12 protein-coding genes are annotated in these 17,706 nt (G+C 70.2%); all 12 read left to right on the top strand.

Annotated features, from left to right (window positions below; translation table 11 throughout):
* Nucleotides 1-42 precede the first annotated feature (42 nt).
* On the top strand, nt 43-1,083 hold the full coding sequence (locus OG867_RS07620; protein ID WP_328902551.1) for a 3-isopropylmalate dehydrogenase: 1,041 nt from the start codon (nt 43-45) through the stop codon (nt 1,081-1,083).
* 230 nt (nt 1,084-1,313) lie between these two features.
* Entirely contained in the window at nt 1,314-2,399 is a 1,086-nt protein-coding gene (locus tag OG867_RS07615; protein WP_328902552.1) for a branched-chain amino acid aminotransferase, read from the top strand.
* A gap of 340 nt (nt 2,400-2,739) precedes the next feature.
* Nucleotides 2,740-4,347, top strand: coding sequence for a citramalate synthase (cimA, locus tag OG867_RS07610; RefSeq protein WP_406283796.1), 1,608 nt, complete (start codon nt 2,740-2,742; stop codon nt 4,345-4,347).
* A 348-nt stretch (nt 4,348-4,695) separates the two neighbouring features.
* Nucleotides 4,696-5,670, top strand: coding sequence for a LacI family DNA-binding transcriptional regulator (locus OG867_RS07605; protein ID WP_406283794.1), 975 nt, complete (start codon nt 4,696-4,698; stop codon nt 5,668-5,670).
* Between the two features lie 120 nt (nt 5,671-5,790).
* Nucleotides 5,791-7,467 (top strand): ABC transporter substrate-binding protein, encoded by a 1,677-nt coding sequence (locus OG867_RS07600; RefSeq protein ID WP_406283792.1) that lies wholly within the window; start codon nt 5,791-5,793, stop codon nt 7,465-7,467.
* A gap of 23 nt (nt 7,468-7,490) precedes the next feature.
* Nucleotides 7,491-8,552 (top strand): ABC transporter ATP-binding protein, encoded by a 1,062-nt coding sequence (locus OG867_RS07595; RefSeq protein WP_328902556.1) that lies wholly within the window; start codon nt 7,491-7,493, stop codon nt 8,550-8,552.
* Nucleotides 8,549-9,529: an ABC transporter permease gene (locus tag OG867_RS07590; RefSeq protein ID WP_328902557.1), complete on the top strand. Its 981-nt coding sequence runs from the start codon at nt 8,549-8,551 to the stop codon at nt 9,527-9,529. The genes OG867_RS07595 and OG867_RS07590 overlap by 4 nt, the downstream gene beginning before the upstream one ends.
* Before the next feature lie 4 nt (nt 9,530-9,533).
* Nucleotides 9,534-10,520, top strand: coding sequence for an ABC transporter permease (locus OG867_RS07585; protein WP_328902558.1), 987 nt, complete (start codon nt 9,534-9,536; stop codon nt 10,518-10,520).
* A complete protein-coding gene (locus OG867_RS07580) occupies nt 10,517-11,530 on the top strand; it encodes an ABC transporter ATP-binding protein (protein WP_406283789.1) in 1,014 nt (337 codons plus the stop codon). Before OG867_RS07585 ends, OG867_RS07580 begins: the two co-directional genes overlap by 4 nt.
* Before the next feature lie 47 nt (nt 11,531-11,577).
* Nucleotides 11,578-12,996 carry a GH1 family beta-glucosidase gene (locus OG867_RS07575; RefSeq protein ID WP_406283787.1) on the top strand — a complete coding sequence of 473 codons (1,419 nt, stop codon included), beginning with the start codon at nt 11,578-11,580 and terminating at the stop codon, nt 12,994-12,996.
* Between the two features lie 95 nt (nt 12,997-13,091).
* Nucleotides 13,092-16,169, top strand: a complete 3,078-nt coding sequence (locus tag OG867_RS07570; protein WP_406283785.1) for a glycoside hydrolase family 3 N-terminal domain-containing protein — start codon at nt 13,092-13,094, stop codon at nt 16,167-16,169.
* A gap of 91 nt (nt 16,170-16,260) precedes the next feature.
* On the top strand, nt 16,261-17,673 hold the full coding sequence (locus tag OG867_RS07565; RefSeq protein ID WP_406283783.1) for a hypothetical protein: 1,413 nt from the start codon (nt 16,261-16,263) through the stop codon (nt 17,671-17,673).
* Nucleotides 17,674-17,706 lie beyond the last annotated feature (33 nt).

Genomic DNA, 17,706 nt, shown 5'->3' with positions numbered 1-17,706 from the left:
ACGGGACGTGTCATGGGGTGGGACGCGCAGTAGGGTGCCACCATGTCTCGCAGCATCAATCTCGCAGTGATCCCCGGTGACGGTATCGGCCAGGAGGTCGTGGCCCAGGGCCTCAAGGTCCTCAACGCTGTTCTCCCGCAGGATGTGAAGCTGGAGACCAAGGAGTACGACCTTGGCGCCCAGCGCTGGCACCGTACCGGTGAGACCCTTCCCGACGCGGAGCTCGACGCCCTCAAGGGCCACGACGCCATCCTGCTCGGCGCGATCGGCGACCCGTCCGTGCCCTCCGGCGTCCTGGAGCGGGGGCTGCTGCTGAAGCTGCGCTTCGCCTTCGACCACTTCATCAACCTGCGGCCGTCGAAGCTCTTCCCGAACACGGACACCCCGCTCGCCGGCCGTCCGGACATCGACTTCGTCGTCGTCCGCGAGGGCACCGAGGGCCCGTACACCGGCAACGGCGGCTCGCTGCGCACCGGCACCGAGCACGAGGTCGCCACCGAGGTCAGCCTCAACACCGCCTTCGGCGTCGAGCGGGTCGTCCGGGACGCCTTCGAGCGCGCCGCCGCCCGCCCGCGCAAGAAGCTGACGCTGGTCCACAAGAATAACGTCCTGGTCTACGCCGGCCACCTGTGGAAGAACATCTTCGACCGGGTCGCCGCGGAGTACCCGCAGGTCACCACCGACTACCTGCACGTCGACGCCGCGACGATCTTCTTCGTCACGCAGCCGGAGCGCTTCGACGTCATCGTCACCGACAACCTCTTCGGCGACATCCTCACCGACCTCGCCGCGGCCGTCTCCGGCGGCATCGGCCTGGCCGCCTCCGGCAACATCAACCCGACGGGTGCCTTCCCGTCGATGTTCGAGCCGGTCCACGGCTCCGCCCCCGACATCGCGGGGCAGGGCAAGGCCGACCCGACCGCCACGATCCTCTCCGTCGCCCTCCTGCTGCGCCACCTCGGCTACGAGGCCGAGGCCGTGCGCATCGAGGACGCCGTCTCCGCCGACCTCGCGGAGCGCGACGGCACCGCTCGTACGACCGACGAGATCGGCGACGCCCTCGCGGTACGCGTAGCGGGCTGATCCGACGACTCCACCACGAAGCCGCCGGGTCGCAGACGCACCCGGCGGCTTCACCTGTGCGGCCCCGGGTGTCACCATCGAACCCTGGACCGCAATCACGCCATTTCGTGCACGGCAGCCTTCGAGAGATAATCGAACGGGGCCGTGGCTCGCTGCGAAGCTCGGACGTCCTAGCACCTGAAGGCGTGCGCGCGGTCCTACACACACATCACGGTGAAGGACACGCACTCATGACGACCACGATCGAGCTCAAGCCCTCCTCGAACCCGCTGTCCGACGCGGAGCGCGAGGCGATCCTGGCCCAGCCCGGATTCGGCCGCTACTTCACCGACCACATGGTGACGATCAAGTGGACCGAAGGCCGCGGCTGGCACGACGCCCAGCTCGTGCCGTACGCGCCGCTGTCGATCGACCCCGCCAACATGACGCTCCACTACGGCCAGGAGATCTTCGAGGGCCTGAAGGCGTACCGCCGGCCCGACGGCTCCGTCGCCACCTTCCGCCCCGAGGCCAACGGCGAGCGCTTCCGCTCCTCCGCCCGCCGCCTCGCCATGCCGGAGCTGCCTGTCGAGACGTTCGTCGCGGCCTGTGACGCGCTCGTCCAGCAGGACACGGCCTGGGTCCCGGCCCACGGCGGCGAGGAGTCCCTCTACCTGCGCCCCTTCATGATCGCGACCGAGGTCGGCCTCGGCGTGCGGCCGGCCAACGAGTACCTGTTCCTGGTCATCGCCTCGCCGGCCGGTGCCTACTTCCCGGGCGGTGTGAAGCCCGTCTCCATCTGGCTCTCCGAGGACCGGGTCCGCGCCGTCCCCGGCGGCATGGGCGACGCCAAGACCGGCGGCAACTACGCCGCCTCCCTCCTCGCCCAGGCCGAGGCCGCGGCCAAGGGCTGCGACCAGGTCGCCTACCTCGACGCCGTCGAGCACAAGTGGGTGGAGGAGCTGGGCGGCATGAACCTCTACTTCGTGTACGGGGACAAGATCGTCACCCCGTCCCTCACCGGCTCCCTGCTCGCCGGCATCACCCGGGACTCGCTCCTCAAGCTCGCGAGTGACCTCGGCTACACCTCCGAGGAGTCCCGCGTCTCCATCGACCAGTGGCGCGAGGACACCGCCGCCGGCACCCTCACCGAGGTCTTCGCCTGCGGCACCGCCGCCGTCATCACCCCCGTCGGCACGGTGAAGAGCGCGGGCGGCGAGTGGACCCAGGGCGACGGCACCCCCGGCCCGGTCACCCTCAAGCTGCGCGAGCGCCTGCTCGACATCCAGCGCGGCACCGCCGAGGACACCCACGGCTGGATGCACTCCCTCGCGTGATCGCGTCGTACGGAGGGCCCCCGGCGTCTCGCCGGGGGCCCTCCGTACGCCCGCATCCTGAGACGGGCGGTTCACGGCGGTGGTCCTGTGCCAGACTGCTTCCGTGTCCTCGTTCGTCATGATTATTGGCAGCAGGCGCGCCGGTCCGCAGTGACCGTCCCGTACCACCACGTACGGCACGGCCACCGTGCCCCAGACCCGCGCGCAGACCTCTCGCACCCGCGAGGGGTTTTTTCGTTTTCCGGCCCTCACCTCGGCCGGCGTACGAGGCGCAGGGATGATGGGGGCAAGTGGAGCCAGATCGTCCGGATTCACTCAGCCGACAGGAGTCAGACCAGCCATGACCACCAAGGCCAAGCCCACCGACGACAGCTTCCATGTCTTCGACACCACGCTGCGCGACGGTTCACAGCGTGAAGGCATCAACCTGACGGTCGCCGACAAACTGACCATCGCCCGGCATCTGGACGAGTTCGGCGTCGGCTTCATCGAGGGCGGCTGGCCCGGCGCCAACCCCCGCGACACCGAGTTCTTCGCCCGCGCCCGCCAGGAGATCGAGTTCAAGAACGCCGAGCTGGTCGCCTTCGGCGCGACCCGCAGGGCGGGCGGAACCGCCGCCGAGGACCCCCAGGTCAAGGCGCTGCTGGAGTCGGGCGCCCCGGTGATCACGCTGGTCGCCAAGTCCCACGACCGCCACGTGGAGCTCGCGCTGCGCACCACGCTGGAGGAGAACCTGGAGATGGTCCGCGACACCGTCGCCCACCTCCGCGAGCAGGGCCGCCGGGTCTTCGTGGACTGCGAGCACTTCTTCGACGGGTACCGCGCCAACCCCGAGTACGCCAAGGCCGTCGTCAAGGCCGCCGCCGAGGCCGGCGCCGACGTGGTCATCCTCTGCGACACCAACGGCGGGATGCTCCCGGCCCAGATCCAGGCCGTCGTCTCCACGGTCCTCGCCGACACCGGCGCCCGGCTCGGCATCCACGCCCAGGACGACACGGGCTGCGCCGTCGCCAACACCCTCGCCGCCGTCGACGCGGGCGCCACGCACGTCCAGTGCACCGCCAACGGCTACGGCGAGCGCGTGGGCAACGCCAACCTCTTCCCGGTCGTCGCCGCGCTGGAGCTCAAGTACGGCAAGCGGGTCCTCCCCGACGGCGCCCTCGCCGACATGACCCGTGTCTCGCACGCCATCGCCGAGGTGGTCAACCTGACCCCCTCCACGCACCAGCCGTACGTCGGTGTCTCGGCCTTCGCCCACAAGGCCGGGCTGCACGCCTCCGCGATCAAGGTCGACCCGGACCTCTACCAGCACATCGACCCCGCCCTGGTCGGCAACACCATGCGGATGCTGGTCTCCGACATGGCCGGGCGGGCCTCCATCGAGCTGAAGAGCGACGAGCTCGGCGTCGACCTCGGAGGCGACCGGGAACTGGTCGGCCGGGTCGTCGCCCGGGTCAAGGAGCGCGAGCTCAAGGGCTACACCTACGAGGCGGCCGACGCCTCCTTCGAGCTGCTGCTGCGCGCCGAGGCCGAGGGCCGGGTGCGGCGCTACTTCCGTATCGAGTCCTGGCGGGCCATCGTGGAGGACCGCCCCGACGGCACCCACGCGAACGAGGCGACCGTGAAGCTGTGGGCCAAGGGCGAGCGGATCGTCGCCACCGCCGAGGGCAACGGCCCGGTCAACGCCCTGGACCGGGCGCTGCGCGTGGGCCTGGAACGGATCTACCCGCAGCTCGCCAAGCTGGAGCTGACGGACTACAAGGTCCGCATCCTGGAGGGCCGCACCGGCACCGACTCCACCACCCGCGTCCTGATCACCACCGGGGACGGGACCGCCGAGTGGTCGACCGTCGGGGTGGCCGAGAACATCATCTCCGCGTCCTGGCAGGCGCTGGAGGACGCGTACACCTACGGGCTGCTGCGCGCCGGCCTCGAACCGACCGACTGACCCGCACGGGGCCGTCTCCCGCACACGCCCGCCCCCGTCCACCCGCCTCAACCGGCAGGGCGGACGGGGGCGTTCGCGTGTACGGCCCCGTACGGGGACTGAGTGAACGGGAATCACGTGCCCGCGTCAAGAGGCGTTTTTGTTCAGAAGTTGAACGCAAGGACCGTGTTCTTCTCGTTATCAGATGGGTACGGACCAATCTCGACGTGAAGTATTGACGGCGGTGTTTCTGCGGGGTTAACTCACGCCACCAACGCCGGTACCGGTTCCGGAACCGGTTGCGGTACCGGTTCCATCGCCGGTCGTTGCGGTCGTTCTCATCTGTCCCGTTGTGTCCTGGAGGCCCCGATGCGCGTCACCATCGCTGATGTCGCCCGCGAGGCCGGCGTCAGCAAGACGACCGTCTCCCGGGTCATCAACACCAAGGGCGAGGTGGACGGTTCGACGGCCGCACGCGTTCGCGAAGTGATCGCGCAGCTCGGTTACGTGCCCAGCTCGGGCGCCGTCGGTCTGGCCCGCGGCAGCAGCCGTACGGTCGGCATGCTGGTGCCCTCGCTGACCTGGCCCTGGATGGGCGAACTGCTCCAGGGCGTGGTCGACACCGTCGAGGCCGCCGACTACGGGCTGCTGCTGTTCACCTGCAACCGCGGGGCCGAGTCCGTGGAGCGCTTCACCAGCCAGGTGTCGGCGCGGGCCTTCGACGGCCTGGTGGTGGTGGAACCCGAGAACACCCTGGACCACCTCACGGAACTGCACCGCGACGGCCTGCCGATCGTGCTCATCGACGATCGCGGCCACCACCCCGAATTCCCCTCCGTCGTGACCACCAACCACGAAGGAGGCGCGTCGGCCGCCCGTCATCTGCGGGACGCCGGTCGCACCAGGCCCGTCGTGATCACCGGCCCCGCGCACTTCGGCTGCGTACGCGACCGGCTGGCCGGGTTCGTCTCGGTCCTCCCCACGGACCACGTCATCGTGGGGGACTTCACCGAACGCTCCGGCCGGCTTGCCGTCGAGGAACTCCTCGCCTCGGGCGCGGAGTTCGACTCGGTCTTCGCGCACAACGACATCACCGCGGCGGGCGTGCTGCGAGCGTTGCGCGCCGCGGGGAAGACCGTGCCCGGTGACATCGCGGTCGTCGGCTTCGACGACATCCCGATGTCCGAGCACACCGAACCGCCCCTGACCACCGTGCGCCAGCCCACCCGGCAGATGGGTGAGATGGCCGCGCGGATGCTCCTCTCCCACCTGGGCGGCACGCTCGCACCGGACAACCCGGTCGTGCTCCCCACCGAATTGGTCGTGCGCCACTCGGCGCCCTAGCGGACAAGGGCGCCCCCAGGCCCACACCGCACCCGTACCACCAGCACAGCCGTACCAGGCCGCGCCCGGCGCTGCCCGTTTCCGGATCCCACAGACCCGCCAGTCCCTCCTGGAGTCGTTATGTCCGCACGCCGTCACACGCTGAGAGCCGCCGCGCTCGCCACCGCGGTGGTCGCACTCGCCGCAGGCTGTTCCTCGGCCAACTCGAACCACAACAAGAACGGCGGCAGTGCCGCTTCGGGCGTCCTGAACATCGGCAAGCCGGACGGGCCGCAGACGAACAACAGCAACCCGTTCCTGAACACCTCGGCCGGCGCCACCCTCGGCTACCGCTGGATGATCTACGAGCCGCTGGCGATGGTCAGCCAGATCCGGCCCGCCGACAAGCCCGACCCGTGGCTGGCGACCGACTGGAAGTGGGACCTCAACTTCACGAAGGTCACCCTCACCATCGACGAGCGCGCCAAGTGGGCCGACGGCAAGCCGCTGACCGCCGACGACGTGGCGTACACCTTCGAGCTGCTGAAGAAGCACCCGGCCCTCAACGCCGACGGCATCCAGTGGGGCGGTGTCGAGGTCAAGGACAAGAAGGTCATCCTGACCTTCAACTCCTCGCAGTACGTCAACCAGAACAAGATCCTCCAGCAGTACATCGTCCCGAAGCACATCTGGGAGAAGGTCGACAAGCCGGAGACCTGGCCGAACCGGAACCCGGTCGGCTCCGGCCCGTACAAGCTGAAGACCTTCACGCCGCAGACCACCACCCTGACCGCGACGCCCACCTACTGGAAGGGCTCGACCAAGGTCAAGGAGCTGCGTTACAGCACCTACAACGACAACAACGCGGCGACCACCGCGCTGGCCAGCGGCAAGCTGGAGTGGTCGTTCGTCTTCATGCCGGACTTCAAGAAGCTGTTCATCGACAAGGACCCGCAGAACCACAAGCTGTGGTTCCCGTCCGGTCTCGGCATCCACGGCCTCTGGATCAACACCGCCCGCAAGCCGTTCGACAACGCGGCGCTCCGCAAGGCCATGGCGATGGTGGTCGACCGCAACGCCATCTACACGCAGGCCGAGGCGACCCTCTACCCGGAGATCACCAACCCCACCGGCATCCCGCTGCCGGCCGGTGAGTCCTTCATCTCCGACACGTACAAGAAGGCCACCACCAAGCCGGACGTCGCGGGCGCCACGCAGGTCCTGGAGAAGGCCGGCTTCACGCTCAGCGGCGGCGTCCTCAAGGACCCGTCCGGCAAGCCGGTGAAGCTCACCCTCACCGACCCGGCGGGCTGGAACGACTACATCACCGGCCTGTCGATCATCAAGGACAACTTCAAGAAGATCGGCATCGACGCCAAGGTCAAGACGCAGACCGCGGACTCCTGGAACGCGGACGTCGCCAACGGCAACTTCGACGCCACCCTGCACTGGACCAACAGCGGTGCCACGCCGTACGACATGTACCAGAACATCATGGACGGCGCCCTGATCCAGCCCATCGGCAAGCCGTCGCAGTCCGGCAACTTCGGCCGCTTCAAGAGCACCGAGGCGACCGAGGCGCTGAAGGACTTCGCCCAGGCCACCACGGACACCGCCCGCAAGCAGGCGATGGACACGCTCCAGAAGATCATGGTCGAGCAGGCGCCGATGATCCCGACCGCGGCGGCACCCGTCGGGGCGGAGTACTCCACGAAGAACTGGGTGGGCTGGCCCACCGAGGACAACCCGTACGCGGACCCGCAGCACACCCAGCGCACCTCGCTGGAAGTCGTGCTGAATCTCAAGCCCGCCAAGTAGTACGCAGGGATCAGGTACCGGCCATGTCTGAACAGCCAGAGAACAACCACATCGTGCTCGAAGCACGCGGAGTCACCAAGCACTTCGCCGTGCGGCGCAACGCCCGCGATCTCCTCGCGCGCACGCGCCGCACCGTCCACGCCGTGGACGACGCCTCGCTGCAACTGCGGCGCGGCACCGTCACGGCACTGGTGGGGGAGTCGGGCTCCGGGAAGTCCACCGTCGCCAGGCTGCTCGCGCAGCTGTATCCGCTCACCTCGGGCGAGATCCACCTGAACGGGCAGCCGGCGAAGGCCGGACGTGGCCGGTCCTTCCGCAGTTACGTACGCCGGGTCCAGCTCATCTTCCAGGACCCGTTCGCCTCGCTGAACCCCGTGCACACCGTGCGCTACCACCTGACCCGGTCGCTGAAGATCCACGGCCGGGCGGGCACCGGCGAGGCGGAACTGGAACAGAACCTGACCGCTCTGCTGAACCGCGTCCAGCTGACTCCTCCTCATCAGTACCTGGACAAGTTCCCGCACGAGCTGTCGGGCGGTCAGCGCCAGCGCGTGGCCATCGCCCGCGCGCTCGGCGCCGACCCCCAGGTCCTCCTGGCCGACGAGCCGGTCTCGATGCTGGACGTGTCCATCCGGCTCGGGGTGCTCAACCTGCTCAAGGACCTCAAGGACCGGCTGCACCTCGCGATCCTCTACATCACCCACGACATCGCGTCCGCCCGCTACTTCGCGGACACCACCCTGGTGATGTACGCCGGCCGCATAGTCGAGGGCGGTGACAGCGAGACCGTCACGCAGCGCCCCGCACACCCCTACACCCAGCTGCTCATCGCCTCCGCGCCGCACCCCGACCGGCAGGCCGCCGAGGACGAGCCGGAGGACCAGGGCAGCGGCGAGCCCCCGTCGCTCATCGCCCCGCCCGCCGGCTGCCGCTTCCACCCCCGCTGCCCCAAGGCGATGGAGCGCTGCCGCACCGAGCTGCCGCCCCGGTTCGACCTGGCCGACGGCCAGTGGGCCGCCTGCTGGCTCTACGACGGCACCGGCACCGCCCGCACCGACGACCACGAGAAGGAGGCTGCGAAGTGAAGTTCCTGCTCCAACGGCTCGCCTTCTACCTGGTCACGGCCTGGGCCGCCATCACGATCAACTTCCTCATCCCGCGCCTGATGCCCGGCGACCCCGTCCAGGCGCTCCTCGCCCGCTTCCAGGGCCAACTGGACACCAACGCCATCGGCTCGCTGAAGGCCCTCTTCGGGCTCGACAAGAAGCAGTCGATCTGGGAGCAGTACACCGACTACTGGGTGCACCTGTTCCACGGCGACCTCGGCCTGTCGTTCACCTTCTTCCCGACCCCGGTCAGCGAGGTCATCGCGCAGTCGCTGCCCTGGACGCTGGCGCTCGTCGGGATCACCACGCTGATCAGCTTCCTGCTCGGCACCGGCATCGGGGTCTTCACGGGCTGGCGGCGCGGCTCCTGGATGGACAGCCTGCTGCCCGTCACCACGTTCATCTCGTCCATCCCGTACTTCTGGCTCGGGCTCATCGCGATCTCGCTGTTCGCCGTGAAGTGGCCGCTCTTCCCGGCCGACGGCGGCTACGACAACTCGCTGGTGCCCGCCTTCGACTGGCCGTTCATCTCCAGCGCGCTCTACCACGGGGTGCTGCCCGGCCTCACGATCGTCCTCAGCGCCGTCGCCGGCTGGATCCTCGGCATGCGGAACATGATGGTGACGGTGTCCAGCGAGGACTACGTCATGGTCGCCCAGGCCAAGGGCCTCTCCGAGCGCCGGGTGATGTTCGGCTACGCGGCACGCAACGCGATCCTGCCCAACATCTCCGGCTTCGCCCTCTCGCTCGGCTTCATCGTCAGCGGCACGCTCCTGGTGGAGATGGTCTTCTCCTACCCGGGCATCGGCTACCAGCTCTTCCAGGGCGTGGGTGCCAAGGACTACCCCCTCATGCAGGGCATCTTCCTCATCATCACGCTCTCCGTCCTGGCGGCGAACCTCCTCGCCGACGTCCTCTACCTGCTCCTCGACCCCCGTACCCGAAGGGAGGCGTAGGGCCATGGCCGTCACCGCCACCGAGGTCGCCGTACTCGATGCCGTCGAAACCCCGGCAGCGAGCAAGCGCAAGTTCCGGTTCCTGCGCGGCCGGAAGACCGTCATCGGCCTGGGCATCCTGCTCTTCTTCGTGCTGATCGCGATCATCGGCCCGTGGATCGCCCCGTACGACCCCAGCGCGATGAGCCAGGACCTGCTCGAAGCACCCTCCGGTTCGCACTGGTTCGGCACCACGCAGACCGGTCAGGACGTGCTCTCGCAGATCCTCGTCGGTACCCGGGGCGTGCTCGTCGTCGGCTTCGTCGCGGGCATCCTCGCCACCGTCCTCTCCGTGGTGATCGGCGTCACCGCCGGCTTCCTCGGCGGGCTGGCCGACGAGGCGCTGTCGCTGCTGTCCAACGTCTTCCTGGTCATCCCCGGACTGCCGCTGATCATCATCATCGCCAGCTTCGTCACGGACGCCGGCGACCTGCTCATCGCCTTCGTCATCGCCCTCACCTCCTGGGCCTGGGGCGCCCGCGTGCTGCGCGCCCAGACCCTGTCGCTGCGCCGCCGCGACTACGTGGAGGCGGCCCGCGCCACGGGCGAGCCGACCTGGCGGATCATCCTCTTCGAGGTGATGCCGAACCTCACCGCCGTCATCGCCTCCGGCTTCGTCGGCACGGTCATCTTCGCGATCCTCTCCGAGATCACCCTCGCCTTCATCGGCGTCGCCGACATCTCGAACTGGAACTGGGGGACCGTCCTGTTCTGGGCGCAGTCCAGCCAGGCACTGGCCCAGGGCGCCTGGTGGTGGTTCGTCCCGGCCGGGCTCTGCATCGCCCTGCTCGGCATGTCCCTCGCCCTGATCAACTTCGGCATCGACGAATTCGTCAACCCGCGCCTGCGCACCGAGACCGGCGGCTCCAAGAAGGTCAAGATGCGCGTCGGCTTCACCCCGGTGGCCCGTCCCGGCACCGGCACCCCGCGCCACAAGGAGACCCGCTCATGAGCGAGCCCGTCCTCACCATCAGCGGCCTCAACGTGGACTACGGGACCGGCGCCGACGCCGTGCACGCCCTGCGCGACATCGACCTCACCCTGCACCGCGGCGAGGTCCTCGGCCTCGCCGGCGAATCCGGCTCCGGCAAGTCCACCCTGGCCTACGCGGTCACCCGGCTCCTCTCCCCGCCCGGCGTCATCACCGGCGGCGAGGTCCACTACCACGGGCGCGACGGCCAGGCCATGGACCTGCTCGCCATGTCGGCGGCCGAGCTGCGCGCCTTCCGCTGGGCGGAGCTGTCCATCGTCTTCCAGGGCGCGATGAACTCGCTGAACCCCGTCTACACGGTGCACAACCAGCTCACCGACGTACTCCAGGCGCACCGCCCGGAGATGAAGAAGGCCGACCGCACCGCCCGGGCCCGGGAACTCCTCAGCCTCGTCGGGATCTCCCCGGACCGCCTCGGCGCCTACCCGCACCAGCTGTCCGGCGGCATGCGCCAGCGCGTGATGATCGCGATGGCGCTCGCCCTGGAACCCGAGATCGTCATCATGGACGAGCCGACGACCGCGCTCGACGTGGTCATGCAGCGGCAGATCCTGCGCCAGCTGGTCCGGCTCCGCGAGGAGCTCGGCTTCTCGGTCGTCTTCATCACCCACGACATCTCGCTGCTGATCGAGTTCTCGGACCGGATCGCGATCATGTACGGCGGCCGGATCGTGGAGGAGGCCGGCGCCACCGAGATCTACCGCGACCCCCACCACCCGTACAGCGCAGGGCTGCTGCACTCCTTCCCCGCGCTGCACGGACCCCGCCGCGAACTCAGCGGCATCCCCGGCTCGCCGCCGCACCTCTCGTCCATGCCGTCCGGCTGCGCCTTCCACCCCCGCTGCGCCAAGAAGGTCGAGGGCTGCGACACCCACGTCCCGGTGCTCGCGGCGCCCGGGACGGACGGCTCCCGCTCGGTGGCCTGCTGGCTCCACCACGAGGCCCCGGCCACCACCGCCGCCCGCGCGTAGGGCCCGCCCCTCCAGCGCCCCAGAGCAACGCACACCACAGGAGACCCATGAACCTCGTCACCCCCCAGGCATACGCCCGCGAGATCGCCGCCCAGGCCGTACCCGGTCTGCCCGCGGGCTTCCGCTGGGGCGTCGCCACAGCCGCGTACCAGATCGAGGGCGCGGCGGCCGAGGACGGCAGAACGCCGTCCATCTGGGACACGTACTGCCGGGTGCCGGGCATGGTCGTCCGCGGTGAGAACGGTGACGTGGCCTGCGACCACTACCACCGCATGCCGGAGGACGTGCGGCTCATCGCGGACCTCGGCGTCGACACGTACCGCTTCTCGCTGGCCTGGCCGCGCGTCCAGCCGGGCGGCCGGGGCCCGGCCAACGCCAAGGGCCTCGACTTCTACAAGCGCCTGCTGGACGAGCTGGAGGCCAAGGGCGTCACCCCCTGGGTCACCCTCTACCACTGGGACCTGCCGCAGGAGCTGGAGGACGCGGGCGGCTGGCCGGTCCGCGACACCGCGTACCGCTTCGCCGAGTACGCCGCGCTCGCCTACGACGCGTTCGGCGACCGGGTCACGCACTGGACGACGCTCAACGAGCCCTGGTGCTCCGCGATGCTCGGCTACGCCTACGGGGGCCAGGCACCGGGCCGGCAGAACTTCGGCGAGGGCATCCACGCCGTGCACCACCTGCTCCTCGGCCACGGACTCGCCTCCCGGTACCTGCGCGAGCAGGCCGCCGCCCGGGGCAACGCGCTCGAACTCGGCATCACCCTCAACCTGGGCACCGCCTCCCCGGAGACCGACAGCCACGAGGACGCCGAGGCGTGCCGCCGCGCCGACGGCCTGGGCGCCCGGCTCTACCTGGACCCGGTCGTCAAGGGCGCCTATCCCGAGGACATCGTCGCCGACCTCGCCGCCCAGAACATCGAACTGCCCGTCCAGGACGGCGACCTGGCCGCGATCTCGACGCCGCTGGACGTGCTCGGGGTCAACTTCTACCGGGGCTCGCTGTTCTCCGGTGTCACGGAGGACGGCGCGACCACGGACGCGGAGGGGCTGCCCGTCACCCGTCAGGTGGAGCGCGACCTGCCGCGTACCGCCATGGACTGGGAGATCACCCCCACCGCCCTCACCGACCTGCTCGTCCGTCTGGAGAAGGACTACGGCCTCCCGACGGTCATCACGGAGAACGGCGCCGCCTTCGACGACACCGTCTCCGAGGACGGCGAGATCCACGACGCCGACCGCACCACCTATCTCGCCGACCACATCGCCGCCGTCGCCGCCGCCCGCGCCCAGGGCGCCGACGTGCGGGGCTACTTCGCCTGGTCGCTGATGGACAACTTCGAGTGGTCCTACGGCTACGACAAGAGGTTTGGCATCGTCCGCGTCGACTACGACACGCAGGTGCGGACGCTCAAGGACAGCGCCAAGTGGTACCGCGACACCATCCGGCTCACCCGCGAAGCCTGATTCCCTCCGCAAGGCAGCAGCACCGGCGCGGGTCCGCAGGGCCCGCGCCGCCCCGTACGCACCGCACCAGCAACCCGTACGAAGGAGCCGCACAGATGCCACCCCGCACCCGCCGCCGGGCGAGACCGGCTACCGCCGTGCTGGCCGCCGCCACCGTGGTGGCCGGCCTGCTCGCCGGCGCAGTCCCGTCCACGGCGGCCCCGGCCGCCGACGAACCGGCACCGGTCGCCGTCGACCGCTTCGAGGGGGAGGTGCCCTTCGCCAACCAGCCGGCCGAGGGCATCTTCACCTGGGGCGGCGACGCCGACGACCCGCCCACCCTGGCGCTGAAGGACCGGGCCGACGCCCCCGAGGGCGCCAAGGTCCTCGAAGGCACCTACGACATCAGCGGCTACGGCGGCCTCAGCCACGACTACGCCGCCGACGCGCAGCCGCACGACTGGTCCGCCCACAAGGGCATCCGCTTCTGGTGGTACGGCCAGAACACCGCGCCCCTGCCGCCCGGCTCGGGCAAGCGGATCAACTTCGAGATCAAGGACGGCGGCGCCAACGGCGAGGCGTCCGAGCTCTGGACCACCTCGTTCACCGACGACTGGGAGGGCTGGCACCAGGTCGAGATCCCGTTCGCCGACCTCACCTACCGGGGCGACTACCAGCCCGTCGGCGGCATCGACCAGGTCCTCGGCCTGAACGAGATGTGGGGCTGGGCCCTCACCCTGCCGACCGGCGCCCCCGGGAAGTTCGCCATGGACGGCATGGAGCTGTACGGCAAGGCCGACGCGGCCCTGAAGGCGAGCGTCGTCACCGAGGCCGCGGTGGTCCCGGTCGACCAGGGCGCGTCCGCGTCCCTCGGCTTCACGCTCACCACGACCGGGTCCGTCCCGCTGGACGAGCCCGTCACCGTCGCGTACGAGACGAAGGGCGGCACGGCGAAGTCCGGCACCGACTTCACGCCGGTCAGCGGCACGTACACCTTCCCGGCGGGCACCGCGTCCGGCACCACCCACCAGGTGAGGGTCGCGACGAAGAAGGTCTCCGGCGCCGCCACCGCGAAGACCGTCCCGCTGGAACTGACCGTCACCGGCGCCCGGCCGCCGAAGGAGAACCCGCAGGCCGTCATCGACGCCCACGGCTTGCCGTACCAGAACGCGAAGCTGCCGGTGAAGCAGCGCGTCGCCGACCTGCTCTCCCGGATGTCGCCCGCCGAGAAGGCCGGCCAGATGACCCAGGCCGAGCGCAACGCGCTCGCGTCCCAGGGCGACATCGCCACGTACGACCTCGGCTCGCTGCTCTCCGGCGGCGGCTCGGTCCCCGCGCCCAACACCCCCGAGGCGTGGGCCAGGATGATCGACGGCTACCAGCTGCGCGCCCAGGCCACCCGCTTCCAGATCCCGCTGATCTACGGCGTGGACGCGGTGCACGGCCACAACAACCTGGTCGGCTCGACGGTCATGCCGCACAACGTCGGCCTCGGCGCCACGCGCGACCCGAAGCTGGCCGAGAAGACCGGTGCCGTCACCGCGAGCGAGGTCCGCGCGACCGGCGTCCCGTGGGACTTCGCGCCCTGCCTCTGCGTCTCGCGCGACGAGCGCTGGGGCCGCTCGTACGAGTCGTACGGTGAGGACCCGGCCCTCGTGAAGTCCCTGGAGACCGTGATCCAGGGCATGCAGGGCGCCCCGTCCGGCAAGGACCTGGACCGCAACGACAAGGTGCTGGCCTCCGCCAAGCACTTCGTCGCCGACGGCGGTACGGAGTACGGCTCGTCCACCACCGGTTCGTACACGACCGACCAGGGCGTCACCAAGGTCACCCGGCAGGAGCTGGAAGCCGTCCACCTCGCGCCCTTCGAGGACGCGGTCAGGCGCGGGGTCGGCACGGTCATGCCGTCCTACTCCTCGCTCGACATCATCGGGGACGACCAGGGCCCGGTGAAGATGCACGGCGACGCCGAGATGATCAACGGTGTCCTCAAGGACCGCATGGGCTTCGAGGGCTTCGTCATCAGCGACTACAAGGCGATCGACCAGCTCCCCGGCGACTACGCGAGCGACGTGCGCACGTCCATCAACGCCGGGCTCGACATGATCATGGTCCCGACCGAGTACAAGGACTTCACGAAGACGCTCCAGGACGAGGTCACCGCGGGCCGCGTCCCGCAGTCCCGGATCGATGACGCGGTCTCCCGCATCCTGACCCAGAAGTTCAGGCTGGGCCTCTTCGAGAAGCCGTACGCGGACACCGCCAACCTGAAGAAGATCGGCTCGGCGGAGCACCGGGCCGTGGCCCGCGAGGCCGCCGCCAAGTCGCAGGTGCTGCTGAAGAACGACGGCGGTGTGCTGCCGCTGAAATCCTCGCAGAAGGTGTACGTGGCCGGCTCCAACGCCGACGACATCGGCAACCAGGCCGGCGGCTGGACCGTCAGCTGGCAGGGCTCCTCCGGTGCCATCACCCCGGGCACCACGATCCTGTCCGCCATGAAGAAGGACGCCGCGTCCGTCACGTACTCCAAGGACGCGTCCGCCGACACGGCCGGCTACGACGTCGGTGTGGTCGTCGTCGGGGAGACCCCGTACGCGGAGGGAGTCGGTGACGTCGGCAACGGGCACGACCTGAAGCTGTCCGACGCCGACCGGGCCGCGGTCGACACGGTCTGCGCCGCGATGAAGTGCGCCGTCCTGATCGTCTCGGGCCGCCCCCAGCTCATCGGGGACCAGCTCGGCGACATCGACGCGCTGGTGGCGTCCTGGCTGCCGGGGTCCGAGGGCGACGGCGTCGCCGACGTCCTCTTCGGCAAGCGGGCCTTCACCGGGCAGCTCCCGGTGACCTGGCCCAAGTCCGAGGCGCAGCTCCCGATCAACGTGGGCGACGCCTCGTACGACCCGCAGTTCCCGTACGGCTGGGGCCTCAGCACGCTGAAGAAGCCCCCGGCCGGCGGCGAGGTCACGCTCGCCCTGCTCGGCCTGGCCGCCCAGGTCGCCGAGCGCACCGGCCTCGGAAAGACCGACGTCGGCCGGGAGATCGTCGGCCAGGCCCGGCTGCTGGTCCAGCAGAAGATCGGCGGCAAGCTGACCGAGAAGGTGTCCAAGCCGTTCGCGGACGCCGACCACCTGCTGCTCACCGGTGATCTGACCGGTGCGGTGGCGAAGCTCAGGACGGCCTACCGGGCCGCCTGAGGACGCGGAACGGGCGGGTGGCACCAGGAGGCCGCCCGCCCGTTTCGTACGTCCCGACCCGTTTCGCACGCGTGTGCGTTAGCTTGGGAGTATGCGGAACAGGCCGTTTCTCAGCTTCACGGCCCCGGCGGCGCTCCTGGCGGGGCTCCTGGCCCTGCTGTCCGCCCTCGCCCTCTTCCTGGCCCCGGCCGCCCCTGCCGCGACCAGCGCCTCCACCGTGAACGACGTCGCCCAGGCCCTGCGCAAGGGCCCCGTCTACGTCGACCCGGCCGCCTCCGACCAGCTCTCCCGGAGCCAGGCCGCCGCACTGAGCAAGAAGATCGAGGACGCGGACAAACCGGTGTTCGTCGCCGTGCTGCCCAACACCGCCGCCTTCCCCGAGGACACCGTGCTGCGCACCCTGCGCGCCGAGACCGGCATCACCGGCGTCTACGCGATCCGCCTCGGCGACGGCTTCAGCGCGGGCGCCGACCCGCAGGTGATGTCCCGGAACGCCGTCATCAACCTCACCGCAGCCGTGAAGACCCCCGGCGCGGACGCCAACGCGGCGACCCAGCTCAACACCTTCGTGGACCGCGCCCTCGAACAGGCCCGGGGCAGCGCTCCCGCCTCCTGGAGCGGCGGCGAGCACTCCGCCTCCGACGGCAACTCGGCCGCCGTCGGCCTGGCCGTGACCGGAGCCGTGGTCGTGCTCGGCGGAGCCGCCGCGTACACGGTCGTACGCCGCAACCGCAGGCGCAAGGAGGAAGAGGAGCGGGTCGCGCTCGACAAGCTGCGGGTGGTCGTGGACGAGGACATCACGGCGTACGGGGAGACTTTGGAACGGCTCGACTTCCACCCGGCGGAACGCGGCGCCGACGAGGCGATGCGCGGCGACTACGAACGCGCCCTCGACTCCTACGAGAGCGCCAAGTCCCGTATGGCCGGGGCGAAGCACCCCTCGGACGTGCGCGGGGTGACCCAGGCCCTGGAGGACGGGCGCTACTCGCTCGCGGTGCTCGACGCCCGCCGCTCCGGCCGCGAACTCCCGGCCCGTCGCCCGCCCTGCTTCTTCGACCCGCGCCACGGCCCCTCCGTCGCGGACGTCCGCTGGTCCCCGTCGGGCGGCAGTGCCCGGGAGGTCCCGGTGTGCGCGGCGGACCAGGTGCGGCTGAACGAGGGCGAGGACCCGATGAGCCGCACGGTCGAGGTGGGCGACGGCACCCGCCGCCCGTACTGGGAGGCGGGCCCGGCCTACGGTCCGTGGGCGGGCGGCTACTTCGGCGGCGGCCTGCTGCCGGGCCTCCTGATGGGCACGATGCTCGGCTCGATGCTGGCCACCCCGGCGTACGCGGCGGATTACGGTGGCGGCGACTACGGCGGCGGCGGTGACTTCTCCGGCGGCGACTTCTCCGGCAGTGACTTCGACTCGTCCGGCTTCGGAGGCGGCGGCTTCGGGGACGGCGGCGGCTTCGGCGACGGGGGCGGGTTCGGGGGCGGCGGGGACTTCGGCGGAGGCTTCTGAGGAGGAAGGGGTACGGGGCCCACGGCCCCGTAC

This window comes from Streptomyces sp. NBC_00209 (assembly GCF_045206345.1).
Lineage (GTDB): Bacteria > Actinomycetota > Actinomycetes > Streptomycetales > Streptomycetaceae > Streptomyces.
This window is presented reverse-complemented; position numbering and strand designations above follow the sequence as displayed.

Coding starts and splice junctions, on each gene's coding strand:
- OG867_RS07580 (WP_406283789.1), top strand. CDS start 10,517: ATGAGCGAGCCCGTCCTCACCATCAGCGGCCTCAACGTGGACTACGGG.
- OG867_RS07605 (WP_406283794.1), top strand. CDS start 4,696: ATGCGCGTCACCATCGCTGATGTCGCCCGCGAGGCCGGCGTCAGCAAG.
- OG867_RS07565 (WP_406283783.1), top strand. CDS start 16,261: ATGCGGAACAGGCCGTTTCTCAGCTTCACGGCCCCGGCGGCGCTCCTG.
- OG867_RS07620 (WP_328902551.1), top strand. CDS start 43: ATGTCTCGCAGCATCAATCTCGCAGTGATCCCCGGTGACGGTATCGGC.
- OG867_RS07600 (WP_406283792.1), top strand. CDS start 5,791: ATGTCCGCACGCCGTCACACGCTGAGAGCCGCCGCGCTCGCCACCGCG.
- OG867_RS07585 (WP_328902558.1), top strand. CDS start 9,534: ATGGCCGTCACCGCCACCGAGGTCGCCGTACTCGATGCCGTCGAAACC.
- OG867_RS07570 (WP_406283785.1), top strand. CDS start 13,092: ATGCCACCCCGCACCCGCCGCCGGGCGAGACCGGCTACCGCCGTGCTG.
- cimA (WP_406283796.1), top strand. CDS start 2,740: ATGACCACCAAGGCCAAGCCCACCGACGACAGCTTCCATGTCTTCGAC.
- OG867_RS07575 (WP_406283787.1), top strand. CDS start 11,578: ATGAACCTCGTCACCCCCCAGGCATACGCCCGCGAGATCGCCGCCCAG.
- OG867_RS07595 (WP_328902556.1), top strand. CDS start 7,491: ATGTCTGAACAGCCAGAGAACAACCACATCGTGCTCGAAGCACGCGGA.
- OG867_RS07615 (WP_328902552.1), top strand. CDS start 1,314: ATGACGACCACGATCGAGCTCAAGCCCTCCTCGAACCCGCTGTCCGAC.